This is a genomic window from uncultured Fretibacterium sp. (assembly GCF_938030725.1).
Taxonomy (GTDB): domain Bacteria; phylum Synergistota; class Synergistia; order Synergistales; family Aminobacteriaceae; genus Fretibacterium.
Genome location: NZ_CALHIQ010000079.1, coordinates 1 through 20,198 on the forward strand (window position 1 = coordinate 1; position 20,198 = coordinate 20,198).

22 protein-coding genes are annotated in these 20,198 nt (G+C 67.6%); 17 read left to right on the forward strand and 5 right to left on the reverse strand.

Translation table 11 applies throughout. The annotated features are described in order from the left end of the window. The coding region (locus Q0629_RS04565; protein ID WP_298779504.1) for an MATE family efflux transporter at window positions 1–412 on the forward strand (412 nt) is incomplete at its 5' end. A 20-nt stretch (window positions 413–432) separates the two neighbouring features. Here the strand turns inward: Q0629_RS04565 and der are convergent. From der to Q0629_RS04585, 4 genes are read right to left on the reverse strand one after another with little or no spacing between them, the layout of a single operon-like run. Beyond that, window positions 433–1,743 carry a ribosome biogenesis GTPase Der gene (der, locus tag Q0629_RS04570; RefSeq protein WP_298779506.1) on the reverse strand — a complete coding sequence of 437 codons (1,311 nt, stop codon included), beginning with the start codon at window positions 1,741–1,743 and terminating at the stop codon, window positions 433–435. 1 nt (window position 1,744) lies between these two features. Beyond that, a complete protein-coding gene (locus Q0629_RS04575) occupies window positions 1,745–2,764 on the reverse strand; it encodes an asparaginase domain-containing protein (protein ID WP_298779508.1) in 1,020 nt (339 codons plus the stop codon). A gap of 37 nt (window positions 2,765–2,801) precedes the next feature. After that, window positions 2,802–3,449: a lactate utilization protein gene (locus tag Q0629_RS04580; RefSeq protein ID WP_298779510.1), complete on the reverse strand. Its 648-nt coding sequence runs from the start codon at window positions 3,447–3,449 to the stop codon at window positions 2,802–2,804. 30 nt (window positions 3,450–3,479) lie between these two features. Then, on the reverse strand, window positions 3,480–5,153 hold the full coding sequence (locus Q0629_RS04585; RefSeq protein WP_298779513.1) for a tetratricopeptide repeat protein: 1,674 nt from the start codon (window positions 5,151–5,153) through the stop codon (window positions 3,480–3,482). A gap of 263 nt (window positions 5,154–5,416) precedes the next feature. Here Q0629_RS04585 and Q0629_RS04590 point away from each other — a divergent pair, with 263 nt between their 5' ends. The 16 genes from Q0629_RS04590 (at window position 5,417) to Q0629_RS04665 (ending at window position 19,819) form a co-directional block, all read left to right on the forward strand. Further along, window positions 5,417–6,091, forward strand: a complete 675-nt coding sequence (locus Q0629_RS04590; protein WP_298779515.1) for a histidine phosphatase family protein — start codon at window positions 5,417–5,419, stop codon at window positions 6,089–6,091. Window positions 6,092–6,094: 3 nt separating this feature from the next. Further along, complete coding sequence (locus Q0629_RS04595; RefSeq protein WP_298779517.1) at window positions 6,095–6,706, forward strand: sigma-70 family RNA polymerase sigma factor; 612 nt, start codon at window positions 6,095–6,097, stop codon at window positions 6,704–6,706. Between the two features lie 37 nt (window positions 6,707–6,743). Then, window positions 6,744–7,334 carry a hypothetical protein gene (locus Q0629_RS04600; RefSeq protein ID WP_298779519.1) on the forward strand — a complete coding sequence of 197 codons (591 nt, stop codon included), beginning with the start codon at window positions 6,744–6,746 and terminating at the stop codon, window positions 7,332–7,334. A gap of 107 nt (window positions 7,335–7,441) precedes the next feature. Further along, complete coding sequence (locus Q0629_RS04605; protein ID WP_298779521.1) at window positions 7,442–9,223, forward strand: POTRA domain-containing protein; 1,782 nt, start codon at window positions 7,442–7,444, stop codon at window positions 9,221–9,223. 40 nt (window positions 9,224–9,263) lie between these two features. Continuing rightward, window positions 9,264–10,499 (forward strand): hypothetical protein, encoded by a 1,236-nt coding sequence (locus Q0629_RS04610; RefSeq protein ID WP_298779523.1) that lies wholly within the window; start codon window positions 9,264–9,266, stop codon window positions 10,497–10,499. Window positions 10,500–10,522: 23 nt separating this feature from the next. Next, complete coding sequence (gene lpxD, locus Q0629_RS04615) at window positions 10,523–11,569, forward strand: UDP-3-O-(3-hydroxymyristoyl)glucosamine N-acyltransferase (RefSeq protein WP_298779525.1); 1,047 nt, start codon at window positions 10,523–10,525, stop codon at window positions 11,567–11,569. After that, window positions 11,566–12,414, forward strand: coding sequence for a UDP-3-O-acyl-N-acetylglucosamine deacetylase (locus Q0629_RS04620; protein WP_298779527.1), 849 nt, complete (start codon window positions 11,566–11,568; stop codon window positions 12,412–12,414). Before lpxD ends, Q0629_RS04620 begins: the two co-directional genes overlap by 4 nt. 37 nt (window positions 12,415–12,451) lie before the next feature. Beyond that, window positions 12,452–12,907: a 3-hydroxyacyl-ACP dehydratase FabZ gene (fabZ, locus tag Q0629_RS04625; protein ID WP_298779529.1), complete on the forward strand. Its 456-nt coding sequence runs from the start codon at window positions 12,452–12,454 to the stop codon at window positions 12,905–12,907. Then, a complete protein-coding gene (gene lpxA, locus Q0629_RS04630; protein WP_298779532.1) occupies window positions 12,904–13,707 on the forward strand; it encodes an acyl-ACP--UDP-N-acetylglucosamine O-acyltransferase in 804 nt (267 codons plus the stop codon). The genes fabZ and lpxA overlap by 4 nt, the downstream gene beginning before the upstream one ends. A 94-nt stretch (window positions 13,708–13,801) precedes the next feature. Continuing rightward, a complete protein-coding gene (gene pgm, locus Q0629_RS04635) occupies window positions 13,802–15,424 on the forward strand; it encodes a phosphoglucomutase (alpha-D-glucose-1,6-bisphosphate-dependent) (protein ID WP_298779535.1) in 1,623 nt (540 codons plus the stop codon). Window positions 15,425–15,437: 13 nt separating this feature from the next. Continuing rightward, complete coding sequence (locus Q0629_RS04640; protein ID WP_015556365.1) at window positions 15,438–15,719, forward strand: S4 domain-containing protein; 282 nt, start codon at window positions 15,438–15,440, stop codon at window positions 15,717–15,719. Window positions 15,720–15,840: 121 nt separating this feature from the next. After that, the gene (locus tag Q0629_RS04645) at window positions 15,841–16,218 is read left to right on the forward strand and encodes a RidA family protein (RefSeq protein WP_015556364.1); all 378 of its coding nucleotides are present in this window, start codon (window positions 15,841–15,843) and stop codon (window positions 16,216–16,218) included. A 145-nt stretch (window positions 16,219–16,363) separates the two neighbouring features. Continuing rightward, window positions 16,364–16,786: a preprotein translocase subunit YajC gene (gene yajC, locus Q0629_RS04650; protein WP_298779541.1), complete on the forward strand. Its 423-nt coding sequence runs from the start codon at window positions 16,364–16,366 to the stop codon at window positions 16,784–16,786. A 100-nt stretch (window positions 16,787–16,886) separates the two neighbouring features. Next, a complete protein-coding gene (gene secD / locus Q0629_RS04655; RefSeq protein WP_298779544.1) occupies window positions 16,887–18,290 on the forward strand; it encodes a protein translocase subunit SecD in 1,404 nt (467 codons plus the stop codon). Between the two features lie 13 nt (window positions 18,291–18,303). Further along, window positions 18,304–19,170 (forward strand): protein translocase subunit SecF, encoded by an 867-nt coding sequence (gene secF, locus Q0629_RS04660; RefSeq protein WP_298779548.1) that lies wholly within the window; start codon window positions 18,304–18,306, stop codon window positions 19,168–19,170. Between the two features lie 70 nt (window positions 19,171–19,240). Next, a complete protein-coding gene (locus Q0629_RS04665; RefSeq protein ID WP_298779550.1) occupies window positions 19,241–19,819 on the forward strand; it encodes a peptidylprolyl isomerase in 579 nt (192 codons plus the stop codon). A gap of 278 nt (window positions 19,820–20,097) precedes the next feature. On the opposite strand, the gene Q0629_RS04670 is transcribed toward Q0629_RS04665, so the two are convergent. Next, window positions 20,098–20,196, reverse strand: coding sequence for a SufD family Fe-S cluster assembly protein (locus Q0629_RS04670; RefSeq protein WP_366123082.1), 99 nt, complete (start codon window positions 20,194–20,196; stop codon window positions 20,098–20,100). Window positions 20,197–20,198: the final 2 nt, after the last annotated feature.

Here is a 20,198-nt window from a genome sequence, read left to right on the forward strand (position 1 = left end):
GGCCGTCATGACCCTCGGCGGCGCCCTGCTCTACCTCCTGGCCCCGCTGGTGATCGGCACGATGACGGCCGATCCGGATATCCTGTCCCTGAGCGTGGAGGTGCTGCGCGTCGAGCTGCTGGCGGAGCCGCTGTACGGGGCGTACATCGTCGCTGCGGGCGTCTTTCGCGGGGCGGGGGACACCCTCTTTTCCAGCCTGATGGCCCTCGCCAGCATGTGGGGCGTGCGCCTTCCTCTGGCGGCGTTCCTGGCTCCCCGCAGGGGCCTTCGCGGGGTGTGGCTGGCCATGTGCGTCGAGCTCTGCGGGCGGGGGACGATCTTCCTGGCGCGGCTGGCCGGCCCGCGCTGGCAGAGACGGGGCCTCGCCACAGCGACCGCAGGGAGTGAGGGGAGTGGGGGGGCGCGGGACTGACGGTCGCCCGTGTGATGCCCCTACTCCTTCTCCTTCCCGCGCCAGAAGACGCGCAGCGGCGTGCCGGTGAAGTCCTGAAGCCGCCGCAGCTCGTTGCGGACGTGGTTCTCAAAGGCCGTGTTCACGATGTCCGGCTCGTTGACGAAGAAGATGAAGGTCGGCGGCTCCGTGTCGGCCTGGGAGCAGTAGTAGATGCGGAGGGAGCGGCCCTTGCGGTTCGAGGGCAGGCGGTCGAAGGCCAGCACGTCGCGCATCAGGCGGTTCAGGACGTTGGTGGGGATGCGGCGGCGGCGGGCCTCCCGCACGGCGAGGACCGTCTGGGCGATTCGCTGCAGCCCGCGGCCGCTCCTGGCGGAGGTGAAGAGGATGGGCGCCCAGCTCAGGAAGGGCATGTCGTCCCGGATGCGCTTCGTCAGCTTGTCGCCGGGCCGCTCCCCCGTGACCAGGTCCCACTTGTTCAGGATGAGGACCAGCCCCTTGCCCTTCTCCACGACGTGAGCGGCGATCTTCTTGTCCTGGTCCGTGCAGGGGTCCTGCGCGTCCATCAGGAGCAGCGCCACGTCGCAGCGGTCCACGGCGGCCAGGGTGCGGACGAAGGAGTAGTACTCCAGGGCGGAGTCCATGCGGCCGCGCCGGCGAAGGCCCGCGGTGTCCACGATGCGGAAACGCTGCCCCTCCAGCGTGACGGCAGTGTCCACCGGGTCCCGCGTGGTCCCCGCCACCGGGCTGACCAGCGAGCGCTCGGCGCCGGCCAGGCCGTTCAGCATGGAGGACTTGCCCACGTTGGGCTTGCCCACGATGGCGAGGCGAACCTCGTCCGTGGCCTCCTCCTGCAGCTTTTCATCGGGAAGCAGCTCCGTCAGCAGGTCCAGCAGGTCCTCAAGGTTGCGCTTGTGCAGCGCGCTGATGGGCACGACGTGCTCAAAGCCCAGTTCGTAGGCCTCGTTGGCGTTGTCGTCGTGCTTGAGGTCGTCCAGCTTGTTGGCGGTGACGATGACGGGCTTGCGGCTGCGCCTCAGGAGGTGGGCCACCTCCTCGTCCGCCGTGGTGACCCCGGCCTGGCCGTCCAGCACCATGACGACGGCGTCGCACTCCTCGATGGCCGCCTCCACGTGGGCGCGGATGCCTGCGCTGAAGGCGGACTCCTCCCCCAGGATCCCTCCCGTGTCGATGACGTAGAACGACCGGCCGCGCCACTCCGCCTCGCCGTAGATGCGGTCCCGCGTCACGCCCGGCGCGTCGTCCACGATGGACTCCCGCCGCCCGATCAAGCGGTTGAACAGCGAAGACTTGCCGACGTTGGGCCTGCCGACGATCGCTGCGATGGCCATACTACTTCTCGCCCTGCCAGTCCATGTACTGACGCAGCTCGTCGCCCTTCAGGCCGTCCCCCAGGCCGATGGCCAGGCGGATTCGCGCCTGAAGCGGAGTGAGCCCCCGGGCGCTGAAGAGCCCCATCTCCAGGAGCTGCGCCGCGCTGCCCTCGAAGCTGTCCAGCGGCTGGACGTATCCCATGGGGCAGCGCGTGGCCAGAACGATGGGCACCCCTTCGCGCAGGATCTTGCGCAGAAGGGGGGGCCAGGAGGAGGGAACGTCCCCGTCGCCGAAGGCGGCGATGACGAGCCCGTCCAGTTCCTCGATGCGCTTGTCCAGGATGGCCTTCAGGATGAGGTCGCCGTCGCCCAGCGACGCGCTGACGATGGCGACGTTGCGGGCCGGGACGGTGTCGATGCCCTTCGCCTGACGGGCGCGGGGCGCGCGAAGGGGGAGGAGCCGCCCGGAGGGCTGCAGGAAGACGCCCAACGGGGTCTCTGGAAAGGCCAGGACGCCCACGCTGCGCGAGTTCGAGATGCTGATGACGTCGGCCGGGGCGTAGACGGCGTCCCCCAGGCAGATCAGCGCGCCCTTGCCGGCGCAGAAGCCGGACAGGGCGGCGCGGACGGCCTGGCCCAGGCGCAGGGACGTTTCGCTGTTCGGCGTGCCGGCGTGGAAGATGGAGCCCGTGAAGATCAGGGGCGGGTTGACCCCCCACACGAGGTCCGCGAAGTAGGCCAGTTCCGCCATGCCCTGGACGTCGCAGGTGACGACGACCCCCTTCGCGCCCTCGTCGTTGACGTAGCCCGCCGCCATGTGCATGATGTCGCTGCACATCCGCAGGCTGCAGTTGGATATGGGCTGGGAGCTCCACGCCTGAAACGACGTGAGGTCCTTCAGGTCGTCGGGCAGGAGGGCCGCCAACTCCGCGTTCGAGAGGAGCGTTTCCTGCCGCTGCTCCGTGTCCTTCTCCGCCTCAGGACGGTGAACGATCCTGCCCCCGGCAAGGAGCACGACGATCTTATCTCTGTTCTCCATAAACGATAACCTTCCTGTTCTCTGGGAGGCCCCGGCGTTAGTACCCCAGGCCCTCCCCTGCGATAATGACGTGAACGGCGCGTCCGCGGGGTGGCGCCTCCAGGATCAGCATGGCGCGGCAGGCCCGCGAGGGGGCGCGGCAGTCGACGCAGCGCCCTGCTTTGGTGCAGGGCGTTTCCTCCCCCAGCCGCAGGGCGTTGGGGATCACGGCGGACCGCGCCCGGTGGATGCCGTCCTCCAGGGTGGAAGCCAGCTTGTTGAGGCCGATGACGAAGATCAGTTTCCCTTGCCCCCAGGCCATCGCAGCCACCCGGTTGCCCATGCCGTCGATGCTGATGATCTCTCCGGCCTGCGTGAGCGCGTTGGCGCTCGTGAGGAAGAAGTCCGCGGCGTTCTCGTCCAGCCGCGCCTGAGCGCGATCCTGAGAGGACATGTCGCCCCAGTGCTGGATCACCCGGCAGCCTCGTGCCCGAAGCGCCTCCATGGCGCCGACCTCCCGAACGGTCACGGAGCCGGGAACCCCGACGCTGGCTCCGGCGGGGATCAGGTCCAGAACGGCTGCCAGCGCCTGCTCCTTCGTCGCGGCGTAGAGGGCGTCGAAGCCCCTTTTTCGGAGTTCCTCAACGACGGCCCCGCCGACCGCCGAACCGGCGCGCGCCAGCGCCGCAGAAAATGCGTCCTCCATAGCAGTCCCTCCTGAGTGCTTCGTGGGAGCCTAAGAGCGTCCTCCCGCCCCCGGCCTGCGTGGGCCGAGCTGTTCCTCGACCTCGCCGCGCAGAGTTTCGATGGTCGGGTCCCCCGGACACGTCTTCCGGGCGTCGTCCAGGACCTTGAGGGCCTTGTCCGGCTCCCCCCTGTTCCTCCATGCGTCCGCCAGCCCCAGCCACGGCCGCGGGTCGTCGCTCCGGATCTCAAGGGCCTGAGAGAAATAGGAAACGGCCTCGTCGTAGCGCTTCAGGTTCAGGGCCACCGTCCCCACCTCGATGCGCTTCTCGTAGGCGGGGCGAAGGTCCTGCTTCGACTCCGTGGACGCCTTGACGGCCTCCAGCATACGCCGCATCGCCGTGTCCGCCTCCTCCGAGGAAGGGCGGAGGTCCAGGGCGACGCGGTAGGCGCGGAGGGCGTCCTGGGCCTTCCCCTGTCTCTCCAGGAGCTGTCCCAGAAGGATGTAGACGTCGTAGTCGTTCGGGGCGTACCGGGTCGATTGCAGCAGGTGCGCCACAGCGCCCTCCGCGTCGTCCAGGGCCGCGCGGACGGCCGCTTTCTCGTAGAGTGCCTGCGCCCGCCCCGCCGCGTCGTCCTGGGAGAGGACCTGAAGGCAGCGCTCCAGGGCCAGGTCCGCCGTCTGAAAGCGTCCGGCCCCTATGGCGGACCGCGCGAGGCCCATCAGGAGGGCGGGGGAGTCGGGGAACTTCAGGTGGGCGTCCTCGTAGGCGTCGATGGCCGCCTCGTACCGCTCCTCGCGGTAGAGCCGCTCCGCCCTGTCGCTCAGCCAGTCGTAGGAGGTGCTTTGGACGTATCGGACGGCCCCGTAGGCGATGAGCGCGACCAGCAGGATCGCGGTGCAGAAGACGGCCCGGCGCCTCGTGCTCCGTCTGCGCCCGCTCTCCTGCCCGCGGAGCTCCTCCGCGCGGTCCCGCCGCATCTGGATGACCTGGTGCAGCCTTTTGGAGAAGAGCAGGTCGCGCTCCAGTTCCTCGTCCGACGGCTCCTCTTCATCGGGGTCCCAGTCGGCGGGGCGGGAGATCGCGTGGGCCGGGACCTCCGTTTCCTCCTCGTAGGATGCCTGAGGCGCGGGGGCGCTCTCCTCCTGCAGGGCGTCCTGGGGGTCGGTTTCCTCCTCTGGCTCGGAGAACGCGGGAACCTCTTGGAGAGCGGGGGTGCTCTCCTCCTGCGGGGCGTCCTGGGGTTCGGTACTCTCCTCCGGTTCGGAGGGATCGAGAACCTCCTGGGGAGCGGGGAGGGACTCCCCTTCGGACGGCTCGTCCGGCTCCAGGGGCTCCGCAGCCTGGACGGCGTTTAGATTCAGCGCGGCGTCGGACTCCAGCTCCATGGGCGTCGTGCCCAGGGGGGACCTTTCCGCCAGGGGGACGCTCCCCTCCTGGTCCGGTGCGCCCGTTGCGGGGCGCCGCGAGGGGGGCGCCGGCCACCGGAGGGGTGCCCGCTGCCGCTCGGAGGGCGCTTCGGGGTTTGAACCCCCCACATCCTCCGCCTGAGGCGCGGGGTCGGCAGGTCGTTCGAGGAGGTCGGGCTCCGGGCGCACCGTGCTGGGCTCCCCACCGCCCCCCGTCGCAGGGGGGGCCAAAAGGAACTCCTGCGCCCCCTCGTTGGAGGCCGCGTTATTCAATGCGTTCGTGCCGTTCAGCCAATCCGTCAGATCCTGTTTCACCGCGCTCACCTCTCAGGTCAGTTTATCAGCATTTTTGCGAGTTGGCAACGCCTCTGCCCGCTTTAAGCCCCTATGGCGTCACGGTCCCTCCGCCCACGCTCCACGGTCCGTCCTGCACCTGCGGCGCCCTGCACTTCAGGCCTTTCTATGTAGGGAGGAAGGCAGGCAGCGTGTTATAATTTCAAGTTAAATGGGTCCAACAGGCCGTATGGGCGGCGACCGGTCTGAGGATTGGAAGACGGGGCGCCGGGGAGGGAAGACGTGTGGCGGAGTCATCGATTTTTCGGCGCGTCGTGCTGGTGCGCCACGGGCAGACGGAGTGGAACGAAGCACGGCGTTTTCAGGGCAAGACGGACATATCGCTGAGCGACGTCGGCCGCCGGCAGGCTCAGGCCCTGGCGGAGCGCCTCTCCTCCTGGTGTGCGGAGGCCGTCTACTCGAGCCCCCTCTCCCGGGCCCTCGATACCGCCCGGGCCGTGGCGGAACGCCATGGGCTTGTCCCCGCGGTGCTGGAGGAGCTTCACGAGGTGGACTTCGCGGGGTGGGAGGGGCTTTCGATCCCCGGCCTGAAGGAGGAGCGCCGGGAGGATTTTGCGCGCTGGCGGGCGGACCCCTTCTTCAACCCGCCGCCAGGCGCGGAGGGGTGGGAGGACATACGCCTCCGCCTTGAGCGAGCCGTGGGCAAGATACTGGACGGACCGGAAACGCGGATCGTCATCGTGTCCCACGGCGGGGTGATGCGGGCGCTCTACGCGGTGCTGGTGGGCTTCGACCCGCATCAGGTGTGGAACATGGACGTCACGAACTGTGCCATGACCGGCGTGGAGCTTCGGAACGGGAGGGCCTGCATCCGCTTTGCCAACGACGACCTGCACGTTCGGGGCGGCCGCGCGGGCCGGACCCTGCCGGTGTGGGACGAGGCCGGCAGCCTGGTGTGAACGATGAAGAAGACCGAAGCGACTGAAAAGAACGCGAGGGCCCTGTCCCCTGAGAGGGAGCGGGAGCTGTGGCGCCTCTGTCGCGAGGGGGATGCGGCGGCGCGGGAGGAGTTGATCGTCGCCTACCGCCCGCTGGTCTTCTGGATCGCGGGGCGGCTCCGGGTGGCTCCGTCCCTCAAGCAGGACCTCGTCCAGGAGGGGATGCTGGCCCTGATCCGCGCGGCGGACCGCTTCGACCCGGACCGGGAGCTGCGGTTCTCCACCTACGCCTACCACCGGATTCACGGCCAGATGGTCAACCTGCTGGAGCGCTCGGAGCGGCGCGCCCCCATCCCCGTGCCGGACGAGTGGCTCACGACGGCCCAACCGGAGGAGGACGACGACCGGCAGGACTGGCTGGATGTCGCGGACAGCATCGCCCGGCTCCAGGGGCGCGAGGCGGCGGTGGTGTCCGCGCTCTTCTTCGACGGCAAGGAGCCCCGCGACGTCGCGGCGGAACAGCGGATGGACATCAGCCACGTCTATCGCCTGCGCCGGACGGCGGTGGCGAAGATTCGGGCGTGGCTTGGGCTGGACGGCCATGCCATAAAAGAGGCGGGGGACGGGATAAGATAACAGCGGCCTTTGACGGGAGTTCGCGGGGAGGTGCGGGATGGTCCAGGGTGGTATGGACAGGCGCATAGCCGGCATCATTCGATGGCTGGAACGGTTTCAGAGCTCCTATCGTTCCGGGGCCATCGAGAGTGCCTTGATGGACGCGGAGTGCGCCAGGGCGGACCTGGAGGACCTGCGGTCCGACGTGTGGCGGAGCGTGGGAGCGGCTCGGACGCCCCGCCGCGTCCGCCGCGCGGTCGTCACCTGGCTGGCCTCGCTGGTGCTCCTCGCCGTGCTGGCCGTTCCGTCCCCCCTGTCGCGGGAGGAAGGGTTAGCGGGGTTGCCCCTTCGCCACGAGGCCCGCGCCGTGGCCCAGGAGCCTGAGCGAAGGGTTGAAACGCCACTTCCGGCCCCGGCGGAATCCGCTCCTGTGCCTCCCCGCTCAGTCAAGGCCGAGAGGCGGCCCCCCTCCGACAGGAGGACGCGGGCGGCCGCACCAGCGCCGAGGCTGCAGCGGGTGACCGCGGTGCGCCCGGCCCCCCAGGAAAGGGGCACGGTGCCCGACGACAAGATGTTCCTGCTGCTTCAGACGGGAGCCAGGGCGCTGAGGAACGAGGGGCCGGCGATCCGAATCGACAGGGTGCAATGAGGCCCGCTGAAGGTGAACGCGCCAGTTTTTTTGATAACATCGTTATTTTAGGAACGTTTCAAAACTTGAAAGGTTTTTGAGGAAATTTGAAAGGAAGTGGAAGACCTTTGAGCTGCACTTTGTTAAGGGGCTCCGCGGGAGGGCGTCTTGGATCGGTATGGAGCTTCCTGGCGGGGGCTCTGGCGATGGTGCTCCTGTGCCTGCCCGTGGCGGCCGAGGCTGGAGCGGAGGCCGTGCCCGTCGCGAGGGTGAGCGTTTCGGGGAACAGCCAGGTCACCTCGAACTACATCCTGGGCGTCGTTTCGACGAAGGTAGGGCAGACGCTGGATCGGGACGTGCTTCAGAAGGACATTGAGGCGATCTACAACCAGGGCTTTTTCTCCTTTGTGGACGCGGACCTCACGCCGGAGCAGGACGGGGTTGCCGTGACGTTCTCCGTCAGGGAGAACCCAATCGTGGAGTCCATCGTCTTCGAGGGCAACACCGTCTACACGAGCGAGCAGCTGATGAAGGAGGTCTTCTCCCAGGTCGGGACGGTCTTCAACCGCGTCTTCTTCCGCAACGACCTGGATCGGATCCAAAACCGCTACCACACGGACGGCTACGTCATGGTGCGGGTGTCGGACGTGCAGGTGCAGGGCGGTGACATCCGCGTCAAGATACTGGAGCCCAGGGTGGGGAACGTCATCATCCAGGGCAACACCCGGACGAAGACGCAGGTGATCCGGAGGGAGATCAAGCTGAAGGAGGGGGACCTCTTCAACGTCACGCGCTTCCGCTACCAGCTGGGGAAGCTGCAGGGACTGGGCTACTTCGAGGACGTCAACGTCGCCTTCGACAGCCCGGATAACCAGGACGACGTGGTGGACCTCATCCTGACCGTGAAGGAGAAGCGCACGGCCTCCGTGGGGGTGAACCTGGCCTACGGCAGCGAGAGCGGGTTGAGCGGCGGCCTGACCTACGGGGACACGAACCTGTTCGGCAAGGGGCTCAACTTCGAGATCGGCTTCGACGAGGGCGACGAGGCCAGCTACTGGCTGTCGCTGTCCAGCCCCTATATGGACTCCGAAACCTGGGCGTGGCGCGTGGGAGCGCGCTACCGCACCTACGACGATCGCTATTACTATCGCCAGGGGGAGCGTCAGTTCGAGTTCGACGAGAAGAACACCCAGTTCTACGCGGGGATCGGCAAGAAGTTCAAGAACGAAGACTGGAGCTGGTTCGCGACGCTTCGCCACGAGGACACCAGCTACGACGACGTCCACAACACGATTCCGGGCTACATCGACGACCTCACGATGTGGGAGGGCACCAATCAGACGGTCGAGCTTCAGTTCACGCTGGACAAGCGCGACCCCTACCTGCCCTATCCGAAGGGCCTCGTGTGGGAGACGACCCTGGAGAAGGCCTTCGAGGGGCTGGGCGGCGAATTCGACTACATGAAGTACTGGACCCAGCTGCGGTGGTACACGCCCCTGAACAAGCTGGTGGAGGGGGTCGTGGACGTCGAGGGGACGTGGACCGATGAGAACCCCATCATCCTGGCCGCGCGGCTTCGCGTCGGGTCGGCCACGAACGATGAGCTGCCCGCCTTCGCCCGCTATTCCCTCGGCGGGATGAACACGCTTCGCGGGTACAGCAGCCGCTCCTTCGAGGGCAGCAACGTCCTCCTGGGCAACTTTGAGCTTCGGCTCCCCGTGCACGACAACTTCACGCTGGTGGGGTTCTTTGACGTCGGAAACGCCAGCAACTCCATGGACTGGGGTGACCTCCACGACAACTACGGCGTCGGCGTCCGGGTGAAGACCCCCTTCGGCAACCTGCGCGTGGACTACGCGCACGGCGAGGACGAGAACAAGACGTACTTTGGCTTCGGCGATATGTTCTAGCCGTTCCGGGCCAGGGTGCGGTGCTCGACGCCGGAGGCCCTTGTGGACAGCAACGGCGCTCCTTCCGGCCGCGCTCCTTTCCCTGTTCGCGTTGCTCGTCCCTGCCCCCGCGTGGGCGGACCTGAGCGTTTCCGGGCTTCCGACCTGGCTTGAGCCCGCGGTCCGCCGCAGCCTCGACGCCGTCTGGAACGAGATTCCGAAGGACCTCGGCGTGGACCGGGAGGGAACCCTCTCCACGGTAGCGGGGCGGCTCTTCGTGGGCTACGACGTCGAGGTGCGCCGGGGGGAAAATGGACCTGCCGTTCGCTTCGTCCCGGAGGCTCGGACGTCGTGGGACGTGGAGTTGAGACTGCCTGAGTTTCGCGGAACGCTCTCCGACTGGTTTCGTGCGGACGTGGATGGGCTTGTGGAGGAGATCGCGGCCCTGCTGCGCCCGCTGCCGGAGGCGGCGCTCACGTGGGCGGACGAGGCCCTGAGGGCGCGGATCGCGGAGGCCCTGGAGGCCAGGACGCCGGGCTGGGACTTCTCCCTTCAGGTTGCCTTCTCGCCGACAGGCGGGACGCTGACGATCTCCTTTCGTCCAGGGACGCCCCTCGTGCTGGCGGTGACCCCCTCCATCTACTCGCGGACCATCCCCGTGATGCTTCAGTCCGACCTTCAGGCCAAGCTGGTGACGGCCTTTTCCCCGCTGGTCGGGCTCCCGGTGTCCTGGGTGGCGCACCACAGGGCGGACGCGGAGAGGATGGCGCAGGAGTTTCTGGAGGAGCGTCACTCCGTGGAGAACATGCGGGCGCAGGCTGAGGCGACGTTCGTCGCCGCGCCCGTGGCGAAGCTGGACGCCAGGGTGGACAGTGATCGGTTTCTCTTTCAGGTCTGGGTGTCGGCCTACGCCGGACTGGAGGACCGCTACCCGGAGGCGGGGGCCTTCTTTGGATGGAACACGGCGAACCTCACCGGGGTGGACCTCGAGCTCTACGGAGAAGCCGTCGTCGAGCTGGAGGCCTTTGAGCTGACGCGCCGCCTGGGCCTGCGCCTGCGCCTCTTTGGGGACCTCTGGGCCGGCGCGGAGGTGCAATGGCCGGAGGAGGAGTGGTTTGGCCGCCTGCAGTGGGGCCCCTCCCGGATGCGTCGGCCGTACCTCTGGTGGCGCTGGAGCCCGGAGCTGGGGCAGGAGGGCGCGCTGGGCTACCGCGTCGACGAGCACATCTCCATCGAGATCTACTACGACGGGACGAACGACGATCGGGTGGGGCTGAGGGGGCTGTGGTCCCTGTGATCCGCGCAGAAGGAGGAAGTACGATGAAGGAGGTCACCCTGAACGCCCTGGCCCAGGAGCTTGGCTTGAAGGCCATCGGCAGGGGGGAGAGGACGGTGTCCTTGGTCGCGGCACCCGGCACGGCGAACGAGAGGACGATCTGCCCGGTGTGGGAGGAGCGGGCTCTGCCGCTGGTAGGGAAGGACGTGCCCATCCTGGCCCCCCTCGCCCTGTTCGAGCCGGGACGGGACGGGATCGTCTCCGATCGTCCGCGGGAGGCGCTGCCGAAGCTCCTCGCGTTCTTCGTGCCGGAGCGCCCCGCTCGCCGCGGCGTGCACCCCACGGCGGTGGTGGACCCGGAGGCCTCCCTGGACCCCGACGCCTGGGTGGGGCCTCATGCCGTGGTGGGACCGAAAACGGTGGTCGAGGGCGGGGCGGAGGTCGGCGCGGGGGCCTTCGTCGGCGCGCGGTGCCGCGTTGGGGCGAGGACGATCCTGGAGCCCGGAGCCGTGCTGCTGGACGGGGTGTGCGTGGGGCGGGACTGCATCCTGCACTCCGGCTGCGTCCTGGGCTGTGACGGCTTCGGCTTTTTGCCCTCGCCGGACGGTCCCGTGAAGATCCCCCAGATCGGCGGGGTGGAGATCGGCGACCGCGTGGAGATCGGGGCCTGCTCCACCGTGGACCGCGGCACGATGGAGGACACGGTCATCGGCGACGGGACGAAGATCGACAACCACGTCCAGGTGGGGCACAACGTGCGCGTGGGGCGCGGCTGCATCCTCTGCTCCATGTCGGGCATCGCGGGCAGCTCCGTCCTGGAGGACGGGGTGACGCTCTCCGTGCAGGCAGGGATCACGGACCACGTCACGATTGGCCGGGGTGCCGTGCTGGCGGCCCGGACGGGCGTCACAAACGACGTTCCCGCCGGGGCCGTGCTGTCCGGCTTCCCCGCGCGGCCCCACCAGGAGGCCAAGCGTGCCATGGTGTTGGCTGCGGACCTCCCTGCCCTGTTCAAGCGGCTTCGGAGCCTGGAGCGTCGCCTTGAGGCCCGTTCGGGAGAGCGGGAGAGTTTGGCGGAGGCAAAAAGGTGAGCCCCCTGGACGCAGCGGGCGCCGGGCGGTATCGCCGCCTGCTCCGCCCCCTCTCCTTCAGCGGCATTGGCCTGCACTCGGGGCTTGAGTGCAGGCTGCGCTTCCTGCCGGCCGAGGGAGGCATCGTCCTGGCCTCGGAGGGACAGGAGGCCCCCATCGAGAGGATGACCCTGTCCGGGAGCGGCCGCGGGTCGGACTACCTCTTCCCGGACGGCCGCAGGGTCCGGACCTGCGAGCACGTCCTTGCCGCCTTGACGGGCCTTGGAGTCTGGGGGGCCCGGCTTGAGGTGGAGGGGGGGGAGATGCCGGCGCTGGACGGCTGCGCGGCCCTCGTCGGCGCAGCGGTGATGGAGAGCTCGGAGCCCTGCGGGGAAGCTCCGGCCCCTCTGAGCCTCTCCACCTCCCTCCGGGTGGGGGACGAGTCCCGCTTCGTCGCGGCGTTTCCCGCGGAGGGGCTTCACGTCACCTGCGTCGTGCGCTACGATGCGCCCGTGATCGGCGTGCAGATGCTCGAGTTCGCCTGGAGCGCGGAGGGCTTCCTGGGGCGGGTTGCGGGGGCGCGGACCTTCGCCATGGCGCAGGAGATCGAGGCGCTGCGGGCGCAGGGGCTGGCCCTGGGGGGGACGCTGGACAACGCCATCCTGGTGGAGGGGGCCTCGGCGCGGGCGTCGGGGGGGCTGCGCTGGCCGGACGAGTTCGTCCGGCACAAGACGCTGGACCTCATCGGCGACCTGGCGGCGCTGGGGCGACCGCTCTACGCCCACCTGGTGGCCGTGAAGGCGGGGCATGAGTTGCACCTGCAGATGGCGGAGCGCCTTCGGGCGCTGGTGAAAAGACAGGCGTGATCCCCCGTGGGATGAGCCCTGCGAGGAGGTATGGGGTTTGGACATCATTGAGATCATGAACATGCTGCGGCACCGCTATCCCTTTCTGATGGTGGACCGCATCACGGAGTACGACGAGTCGCACGTCACGGGCTACAAGAACGTCACGATCAACGAGCCCTTCTTTCAGGGTCACTTCCCCGGGGACCCGACGATGCCCGGCGTGCTGATCCTGGAGGCCATGGGGCAGGTGGCCTCCGTGCTGGTGGCCGTCCGGCTGGGGAAGGAGCAGACGGGGAAGATCGCCTTCCTCGCCGGGGTGGACAAGGCCCGATTCCGCAAGCCCGTGCGCCCCGGGGACCGACTGGTCACGAAGGCGGAGCTGACGCGGCTCAGGGGTGTTGCCGGCAGGGCGCGGGTCACGGGCTACGTGGACGACGAGGTGGTGGCGGAGGGCGAATTCATCTTCATGGTGGGGTCGACCCTGAACAAGCACGAGGAGGGTGAGAAGTGAGCGTCAGCGTCCATCCCTCGGCCATCGTCGCGCGGGGGGCGGAGCTGGGGGACGGCGTTCGCGTCGGCCCGTACTGCTGCATCGACTCCCGCGTCGTCATCGGGGAGGGGACGGTGCTGAACGCCTTCGTCACGGTCCACGACGGCGTCACCATCGGTCGAAACTGCCATATCTACGAGTACACCGCCCTGGGCGGCGAGCCCCAGGACCACAGCTACAGGGGAGAGGCGTCCCGGGTGCGCATCGGCGACGACAACGTCATCCGCGAGAACGTCACCATCAACCGGGCGACGGGCGAGGGCAACGAAACGGTGGTGGGGAACGGATGCCTCATCATGGACGGCGTGCACCTGGCGCACAACGTCCACGTCGGAAACGCCGTCACCATCGCCAACAAGGTGGGGCTCTCCGGTTTCGTCCAGGTTGGGGACCACACGGTGTTCGGCGGCATGGCCGGGGCCCATCAGTTCGTCCGCATCGGCTGCTACTGCATGGTGGGCGGGCTCTACCGCGTGGCGAAGGACGTCCCCCCCTACACGCTGGCGGCGGGCGAGCCCCTGCGCCTTGAGGGACTGAACTCCGTGGGGCTGAAGCGGGCCGGGTTCTCCGCCGAAACGCGGAAGGCCATCCGGACCTTCTATCGCGAGCTCTACCGCAGGGACCGCCGATTCACGGATTCCCTGGAGGAGCTGAGGGGAAGGCGGGACGCCTTCATCCTGGAGGTCCAAAATGCCCTCGACTTCTACGAGGGAAGCCAGCGCGGCGTCACGTTCTGGGGGCACGGCTCGGAGTCCGACTGAGATGCCGTGCGCAGGGCGCACTCTTCCGGAAGTTTCAGGCGGAGGGTCAGGGCATGGATTGGAATAGAGTTTTCAATGAGGAGGTTCTGCAACCATGGAAAAGGTCACAGAGGCGGCGCGCAAGCCGGTGAATCTTCCAGCCCTCATCAGCGATTACTACACCCTGGAGCCGGACCCGGAGGCCCGGTCCCAGCAGGTGGCGTTCGGCACGTCGGGCCATCGCGGCTCCTCCAGGCTTCGCAGCTTCAACGAGGCCCACATCCTGGCCATCGCTCAGGCCGTGGCGGAGCACCGCAGGGAGGCTGGCATCCAGGGGCCGCTCTACATTGGGGCGGACACCCATGCCCTGTCGGAGCCCGCGCTGCGCACCTGCGTGGAGGTCCTGGCGGCGAACGGCGTGGACGTCGTGCTGCAGGAGGGCTTTGCCCCGACGCCGACGCCCGTCATCTCGCGCGCCATCCTGGCGCACAACCGCGAGGCCGGAGGGGCCGTGGCGGACGGCATGGTGATCACGCCGTCCCACAACCCGCCGGAGGACGGCGGCATCAAGTACGACCCGCCGAGCGGAGGCCCCGCGTCCCCGGAGATCACGTCGCGGATCCAGGGGCGCGCCAACGAGTTGATCCGCGGGGGAGTCCGCTCTATCGAGAGGGTCCCCTTCGAGCGCGCGGTGAAACTGGAGACGACGCACTTTGAGGACTACGTCATGCCCTACGTTCGGGGCCTGGCCTCCGTCCTGGACATGGAGGCCATCGCACGCTCCGGCCTGCACGTCGGCGTGGACCCCCTCGGCGGGGCGGGGATCGGGTACTGGGACCCCATCGTCGAGCTCTACGGCATCAGGAACCTGGAGGTCGTCAACCGGACGATCGACCCCACCTTCTCCTTCATGCCCCTGGACCACGACGGCAAGGTGCGCATGGACTGCTCCTCGCCCTGGGCGATGGCGAACCTGCTGAAGATGAAGGACCGATTCGACGTGGCCTTCGGCAACGACACGGACTACGACCGCCACGGCATCGTGACGCCCGCGGGGCTGATGAACCCCAACGCCTACCTGGCCGTGGCGGTGCGACACCTGTTCGGAACGCGCAAGGGCTGGCGAGCGGACGCCGCGGTGGGCAAGACGGTGGTGTCGAGTTCCATCATCGACCGGGTGACGGAGGGGATGGGGCGCAGGCTCTGCGAGGTTCCCGTCGGGTTCAAGTGGTTCGTCGAAGGGCTCCTGGACGGCTCCATGGGGTTCGGCGGCGAGGAGAGCGCCGGGGCGTCCTTCCTCTGCCGCGACGGCTCGGTGTGGACGACGGACAAGGACGGCATCATCCTGGACCTGCTGGCCGTGGAGATCGCGGCCGTGACGGGGAAGGACCCGGCGCAGCACTACAAGGAGATCACGGAGCGGTACGGGGAGTCCTGCTACGCCCGCATCGATGCGCCGGCCTCGCCGGAACAAAAGGCTGCCTTGGCGAAGCTCTCCCCCGATGCGGTGCGGGCCGACGCGCTGGCGGGGGACCCCATCGTGGCGCGGCTCACGAAGGCGCCGGGCAACGACGCACCCATCGGCGGGCTCAAGGTCGTCGCGGAGGGCGGCTGGTTCGCCGCGCGTCCCTCAGGGACGGAGGACCTCTGCAAGATCTACGCGGAGAGCTTTAAGGGCCCGGATCACCTGAAGCGCATCCAGCAGGAGGCTCAGGAAATCGTGGCGTCGGTCGCCTGAGGCGGGGTGCGCGATGCGAGTTGACAAGTTCCTGAAGATGGCCCGCCTGGTCAAGCGCCGCAGCGCGGCTCAGGAGATGGCGGAGCTGGGGGCGGTGCGCATCGACGGGCGGCCCTGCAAGCCCGCCTCCGAGGTGCGCGAGGGCAGCGTCCTGGAGGTGGCCTACATGAACCGGGTGCTGAAGGCGCGCGTGCTGTGCGCGGAGGAGGCACTCCTGAAGCGGCCCGGGACCGTGAGCTGGGAGCAGGTCGAGGAGCGTCCGGTCTCCCCGGACGAGAACCCCTGGGGGGAGTGAGCCCGCGGGGCGCGCCTAAAGGGCCCTAAAAGTTGTAGAATAGGGCGGCGTTCTTGAAACGCGCGGGCTTTGGGTCCGTGCGGTCGCCTTTATCTTAAAACCATTTGGAGGTATGCGTTTCATGAAGAAGATCATCAGTTGCGACAAGGCCCCTGCGGCGATCGGTCCCTACAGCCAGGCCATCCAGGCCGGAGAGTTCCTCTACGTGTCCGGCCAGATTCCGGCCAACGCCAAAGGCGAGGTCGTTCAGGGTGGCGTCGAGGAGCAGGCGAAGCAGTCCCTGGAGAACGTCAAGGCCATCCTTGAGAGCGCCGGCTACGGCCTGAAGGACGTGGTGAAGACGACGGTCTTCGCGACGGACATGGCAAACTTTGCTGCCGTGAACGGCGTCTATGCCAAGTACTTTGACGCGGAGGCCCCGGCCCGCTCCTTCGTGGCCGTCAAGGCCCTTCCGAAGGAGGTCCTGGTGGAGATCGAGGTGGTGGCCTGGAAGAGGTAGTTCCAGGCTCTCTGCGCCCTCAAAATCTGTTATAATCAAACCTCGTTCGCGAGCCTCCTGAGGCTTGGGGTTCTGCCTCTCGGCGGAAGATCGTTGCCCGCCGAGAGGTGCTATTTTAGAAAAAACTTTCAGGGGAGGTATTTTCATGGCAGACACAGCAGCAGCGCCGGAGGCGGCGCAGCAGACGACGGCGGTTTCGCCCTGCGGGTCGCTCTTCGGGGGCGGCGCGTCGGCACCGTCGGGAGAGGGAGGCGCCGCCCCCCAGCAGCAGGCCAGCCTGATGGGGATGCTCTTTCCGCTGGTCATCTTCGTGGTCATTTTCTACTTCTTCATCATTCGCCCCCAGAGGAAGCGCCAGAAGGAACACGACTCCCTGATCTCCGGCATCGGGCGGGGGGATCAGATCGTCACGATCGGGGGTTTCCTGGGCACGGTGAAGGAGGTTCGGGACGACACCTTCCTCATCGAGATGGGAGAGGGCGTCCGCGTCCGCATCCTGAGGTCCGCGGTCCAGACGAAGCGCACGCCGGCCCAGGGGCAGCCCGCAGCCGAGGAGAAGAAGGACTAGGAGAGCGTTGGCATGGGGCGGCCTCGCGGCCGTCCCCGGAACGCCGAGCCCGCCCGCGGGGCGGCGCGGCGGCTGGCTTTTTTGATGCAGGGGGATAAGCATGAATCGTAGGGATCGACTGCGGCTTTGGGTCGTGTTGATCGTGATCGTTGCCGCTCTGGCCTACTCGTGGCCGATAAAGGGGCGGATCAACCAGGGGCTTGACCTGAGGGGCGGGGCCCACATCGTCCTTCAGGCGAAGGACACGCCGGAGAACCCGGTGGGGCCGGATAGCATCGACCGCCTTCTGGCCGTGCTGCGGAACCGCGTGGACCAGTACGGAGTGGCGGAGCCCATCATCCAGAAGAGCGGCGAGGACAGGATCATCATCGACCTGCCGGGGATCCAGGACCCCAAGGCGGCCCTTGAGCTGATCGGCAAGACGGCGCAGATGGACTTCCGGGAGGTGCTGGACGTCACCGCCTCGACCCTTCCCGCGCCTCAGCGGAAGAACTATGACAGCGACCTTCAGTTCAGCCAGGCCCAGGAGCGCTGGCGTGCCGCTGTGGAGGCTCAGAACAACTCCAGCGCGGACCTCGCCGCGCGGGCAAAGGACATCGAGGGCGCCATCGTGGCCCCGAGCGAGGAGGAGGAGGGGGAGGCGTCCCGCTTCTACCTGCTGGGGAAGAGCCTTCTGTCGGGGAAGGACCTGGAGACGGCCTCCATCAACCCGGACAGGCTGGGGCGCATGGGCGTGTCGCTCTCCTTCAGTCCCGAGGGGGCGAAGCTCTTTGAGGAGGCCACGGGCCGCCTCGTGGGAAAACAGATCGCCATCGTGCTGGACGATGTCGTGATCTCGGCTCCCGTGGTCCAGGACCGCATTTCGGGCGGTGAGGCCCAGATCACGGGGCGCTTCACGGCCGACGAGGCCTCGCGGCTGGCCATCATGCTGAAGGCCGGTGCGCTGCCCGTGGCGGTGGAGATCGCGGAGAACCGCTCCGTCGGTCCCAGCCTGGGCGCGGACTCGGTGCGGCAGGGGATGCAGGCCGGCCTCTTCGGCGCGGCCATGGTGCTGGTGTTCATGCTCATCTACTACAGGTTCCAGGGGCTGGCCGCCGACGTGGCGCTGGTGGTAACGATCCTCCTGATCTTCACCGGGCTGATCGCGTTCCACGCCACGCTGACCCTCCCCGGCATCGCGGGCATCATCCTGACGCTGGGCATGGCCGTGGACGGCAACGTCCTGATCTACGAGCGCATCCGCGAGGAGGTCCGCTCGGGAAAGACGCCCATCGCAGCCCTGGACGCCGGCTTCCGCAAGGCGCTGGTGACGATCCTGGACTCGAACATCACGACGCTCATCGCGGCGCTGGTCCTGTTCCACTTCGGATCGGGGTCCGTCCGCGGCTTCGGCGTGACGCTCTCCATCGGCCTCGTGGCCAGCGTGTTCGCCAACGTCGTCGTGACCCGGGCCCTGCTGCAGCTCTTCGTCAGCCGCCGGCAGAACGCGCTGAAGCGCAGCTAAGGAGTGGATTGCGATGAACAGAAACTATAACTTTATGGCGCTTCGCAGGCCCGCTCTGTTGCTGAGCGCCGTCCTGGTCCTGGCAAGCCTGGCCTTCCTCTTTACCAGGGGCTTGAACCTCGGCATCGACTTCACGGGGGGCAACGTGATCCAGCTGGAGTTCGACAACCTGCCTGAGGTGGCGGAGGTCCGCAAGGTCGTTTCCGGCGTCGTGGCCCAGGAGGCCATGATCCAGAAGTTCGGCGAGAAGGGCGTCATCATTCGCACGAACGAGGACACCGAGGAGAGCCGCGAGCAGGTGATCTCCGTCCTTCAGAAGGCCTTCCCCGACATGAAGGTATCGGGCTACGAGAAGGTGGGGCCCGTCGTGGGAGGCGAGCTCCGCCGTCAGGCGGTCATTGGCGTCTCCATCGCGCTGGTTGCCATCCTGATCTACATCACGGTGCGCTTCCGCTTCCGCTTCGCGGTGGTGAGCGTGGTGCCCCTGGTGCACGACGTCCTCATCGCCCTGGGGTTCTTCAGCCTCACGCAGATGGAGGTCTCCTCCTCCTTCATCGCGGCCATCCTGACGATCGTCGGTTACTCCCTCAACAACACGATCATCATCCTGGACCGCATCCGTGAGAACTGGCGCGACCTGGGCCGCGACGGCATCGAAAAGCTGGTGAACGACTCCGTCAACCAGACCCTGGCGCGTACGATCAACACGACGCTGACGACGCTCTTCCCGGTCATCGCCCTGTGCGTGTGGGGCGGACCCGTGCTGCAGGCCTTCAGCTACGCCATGCTCGTGGGCATCATCGCGGGCACCTACAGCTCCATGTTCGTGGCGACGGGCGCCCTCATCGAGTGGTACAGGGCCCGTCCCGAGTCGCGGTAGGGGCGCGTTGACGAAAGACTTCGGGACCCGCGTCGGCGGGCCCCGATTTTTTTGAGAGGAGATATTTTAAATGAAGACGATGAGAATTTTCCTTGAGCTTCTCTGCGCCGCGGCGGCGGTGTGCCTTCCGCTGCTCCTTCCCCGCGCAGCCTGCGCGGCGGAGGGGGAAACGCCCCGCCGCCCCGTGGCGGTGTTCAACACCAACATGGGGCAGTTTCAGGCGGAGCTCTACACGGACCTGGCGCCCGTCACCGCCGGCAACTTCATCGACTTGGCCCGGCCTGGCTTCTACAACGGCGTGATCTTCCACCGCGTGATCGACCGTTTCATGATCCAGGGCGGCGACCCCACCGGCACGGGAACGGGCGGCCCCGGGTACAAGATCAAGGACGAGTTCGGGCCGGGCCTTGCCCATGACGCCCCCGGAGTCCTCTCGATGGCCAACGCAGGCCCCAACACGGGGGGCTCGCAGTTCTTCATCACGCTGGTCCCCACTCCGTGGCTGGACGGCAAGCACGCGATCTTCGGCCGGATCGTCGAGGGGATGGACGTCGTCGAGGCCATCGGGCACGTGGAGACCGCGCAGGGAGATCGACCCGTAAAGGACGTCGTGATGCAGTCCGTCGTCGTCGAGGAACCGAAGGAGTAGCGCCTGAGAGGCGCTTCAGGAAGGATTTCAATGCCGAAGGGTTACGTCACGCGCATGCTGCCGCTCCATGTGTTGGTGCTGCGACGGTAGGGTCCTAGATGGAGACGGGCTTCATGGTGGTGCGTAACGTGGCCGTCGCCCTGGCCGGGCAGGAGCCGCCGAACCTGGTGAGGGCGTAAAATTGAGAGGGGACGGGGTAGATAACCCTGTCCCCTTCAGTATGGGCTTCGCGTCGGCGATTGCCTGCGCGGAACGACGAGGGGAGGCTTGCCGGCGCCTCACGCCAAAAAGCCGTTGATGATCTCCTCCTCCGCCTGCTGTTCGGTCAGCCCGAGCGTCATCAGCTTGATCAGCTGTTCGCCGGCGATCTTCCCGATCG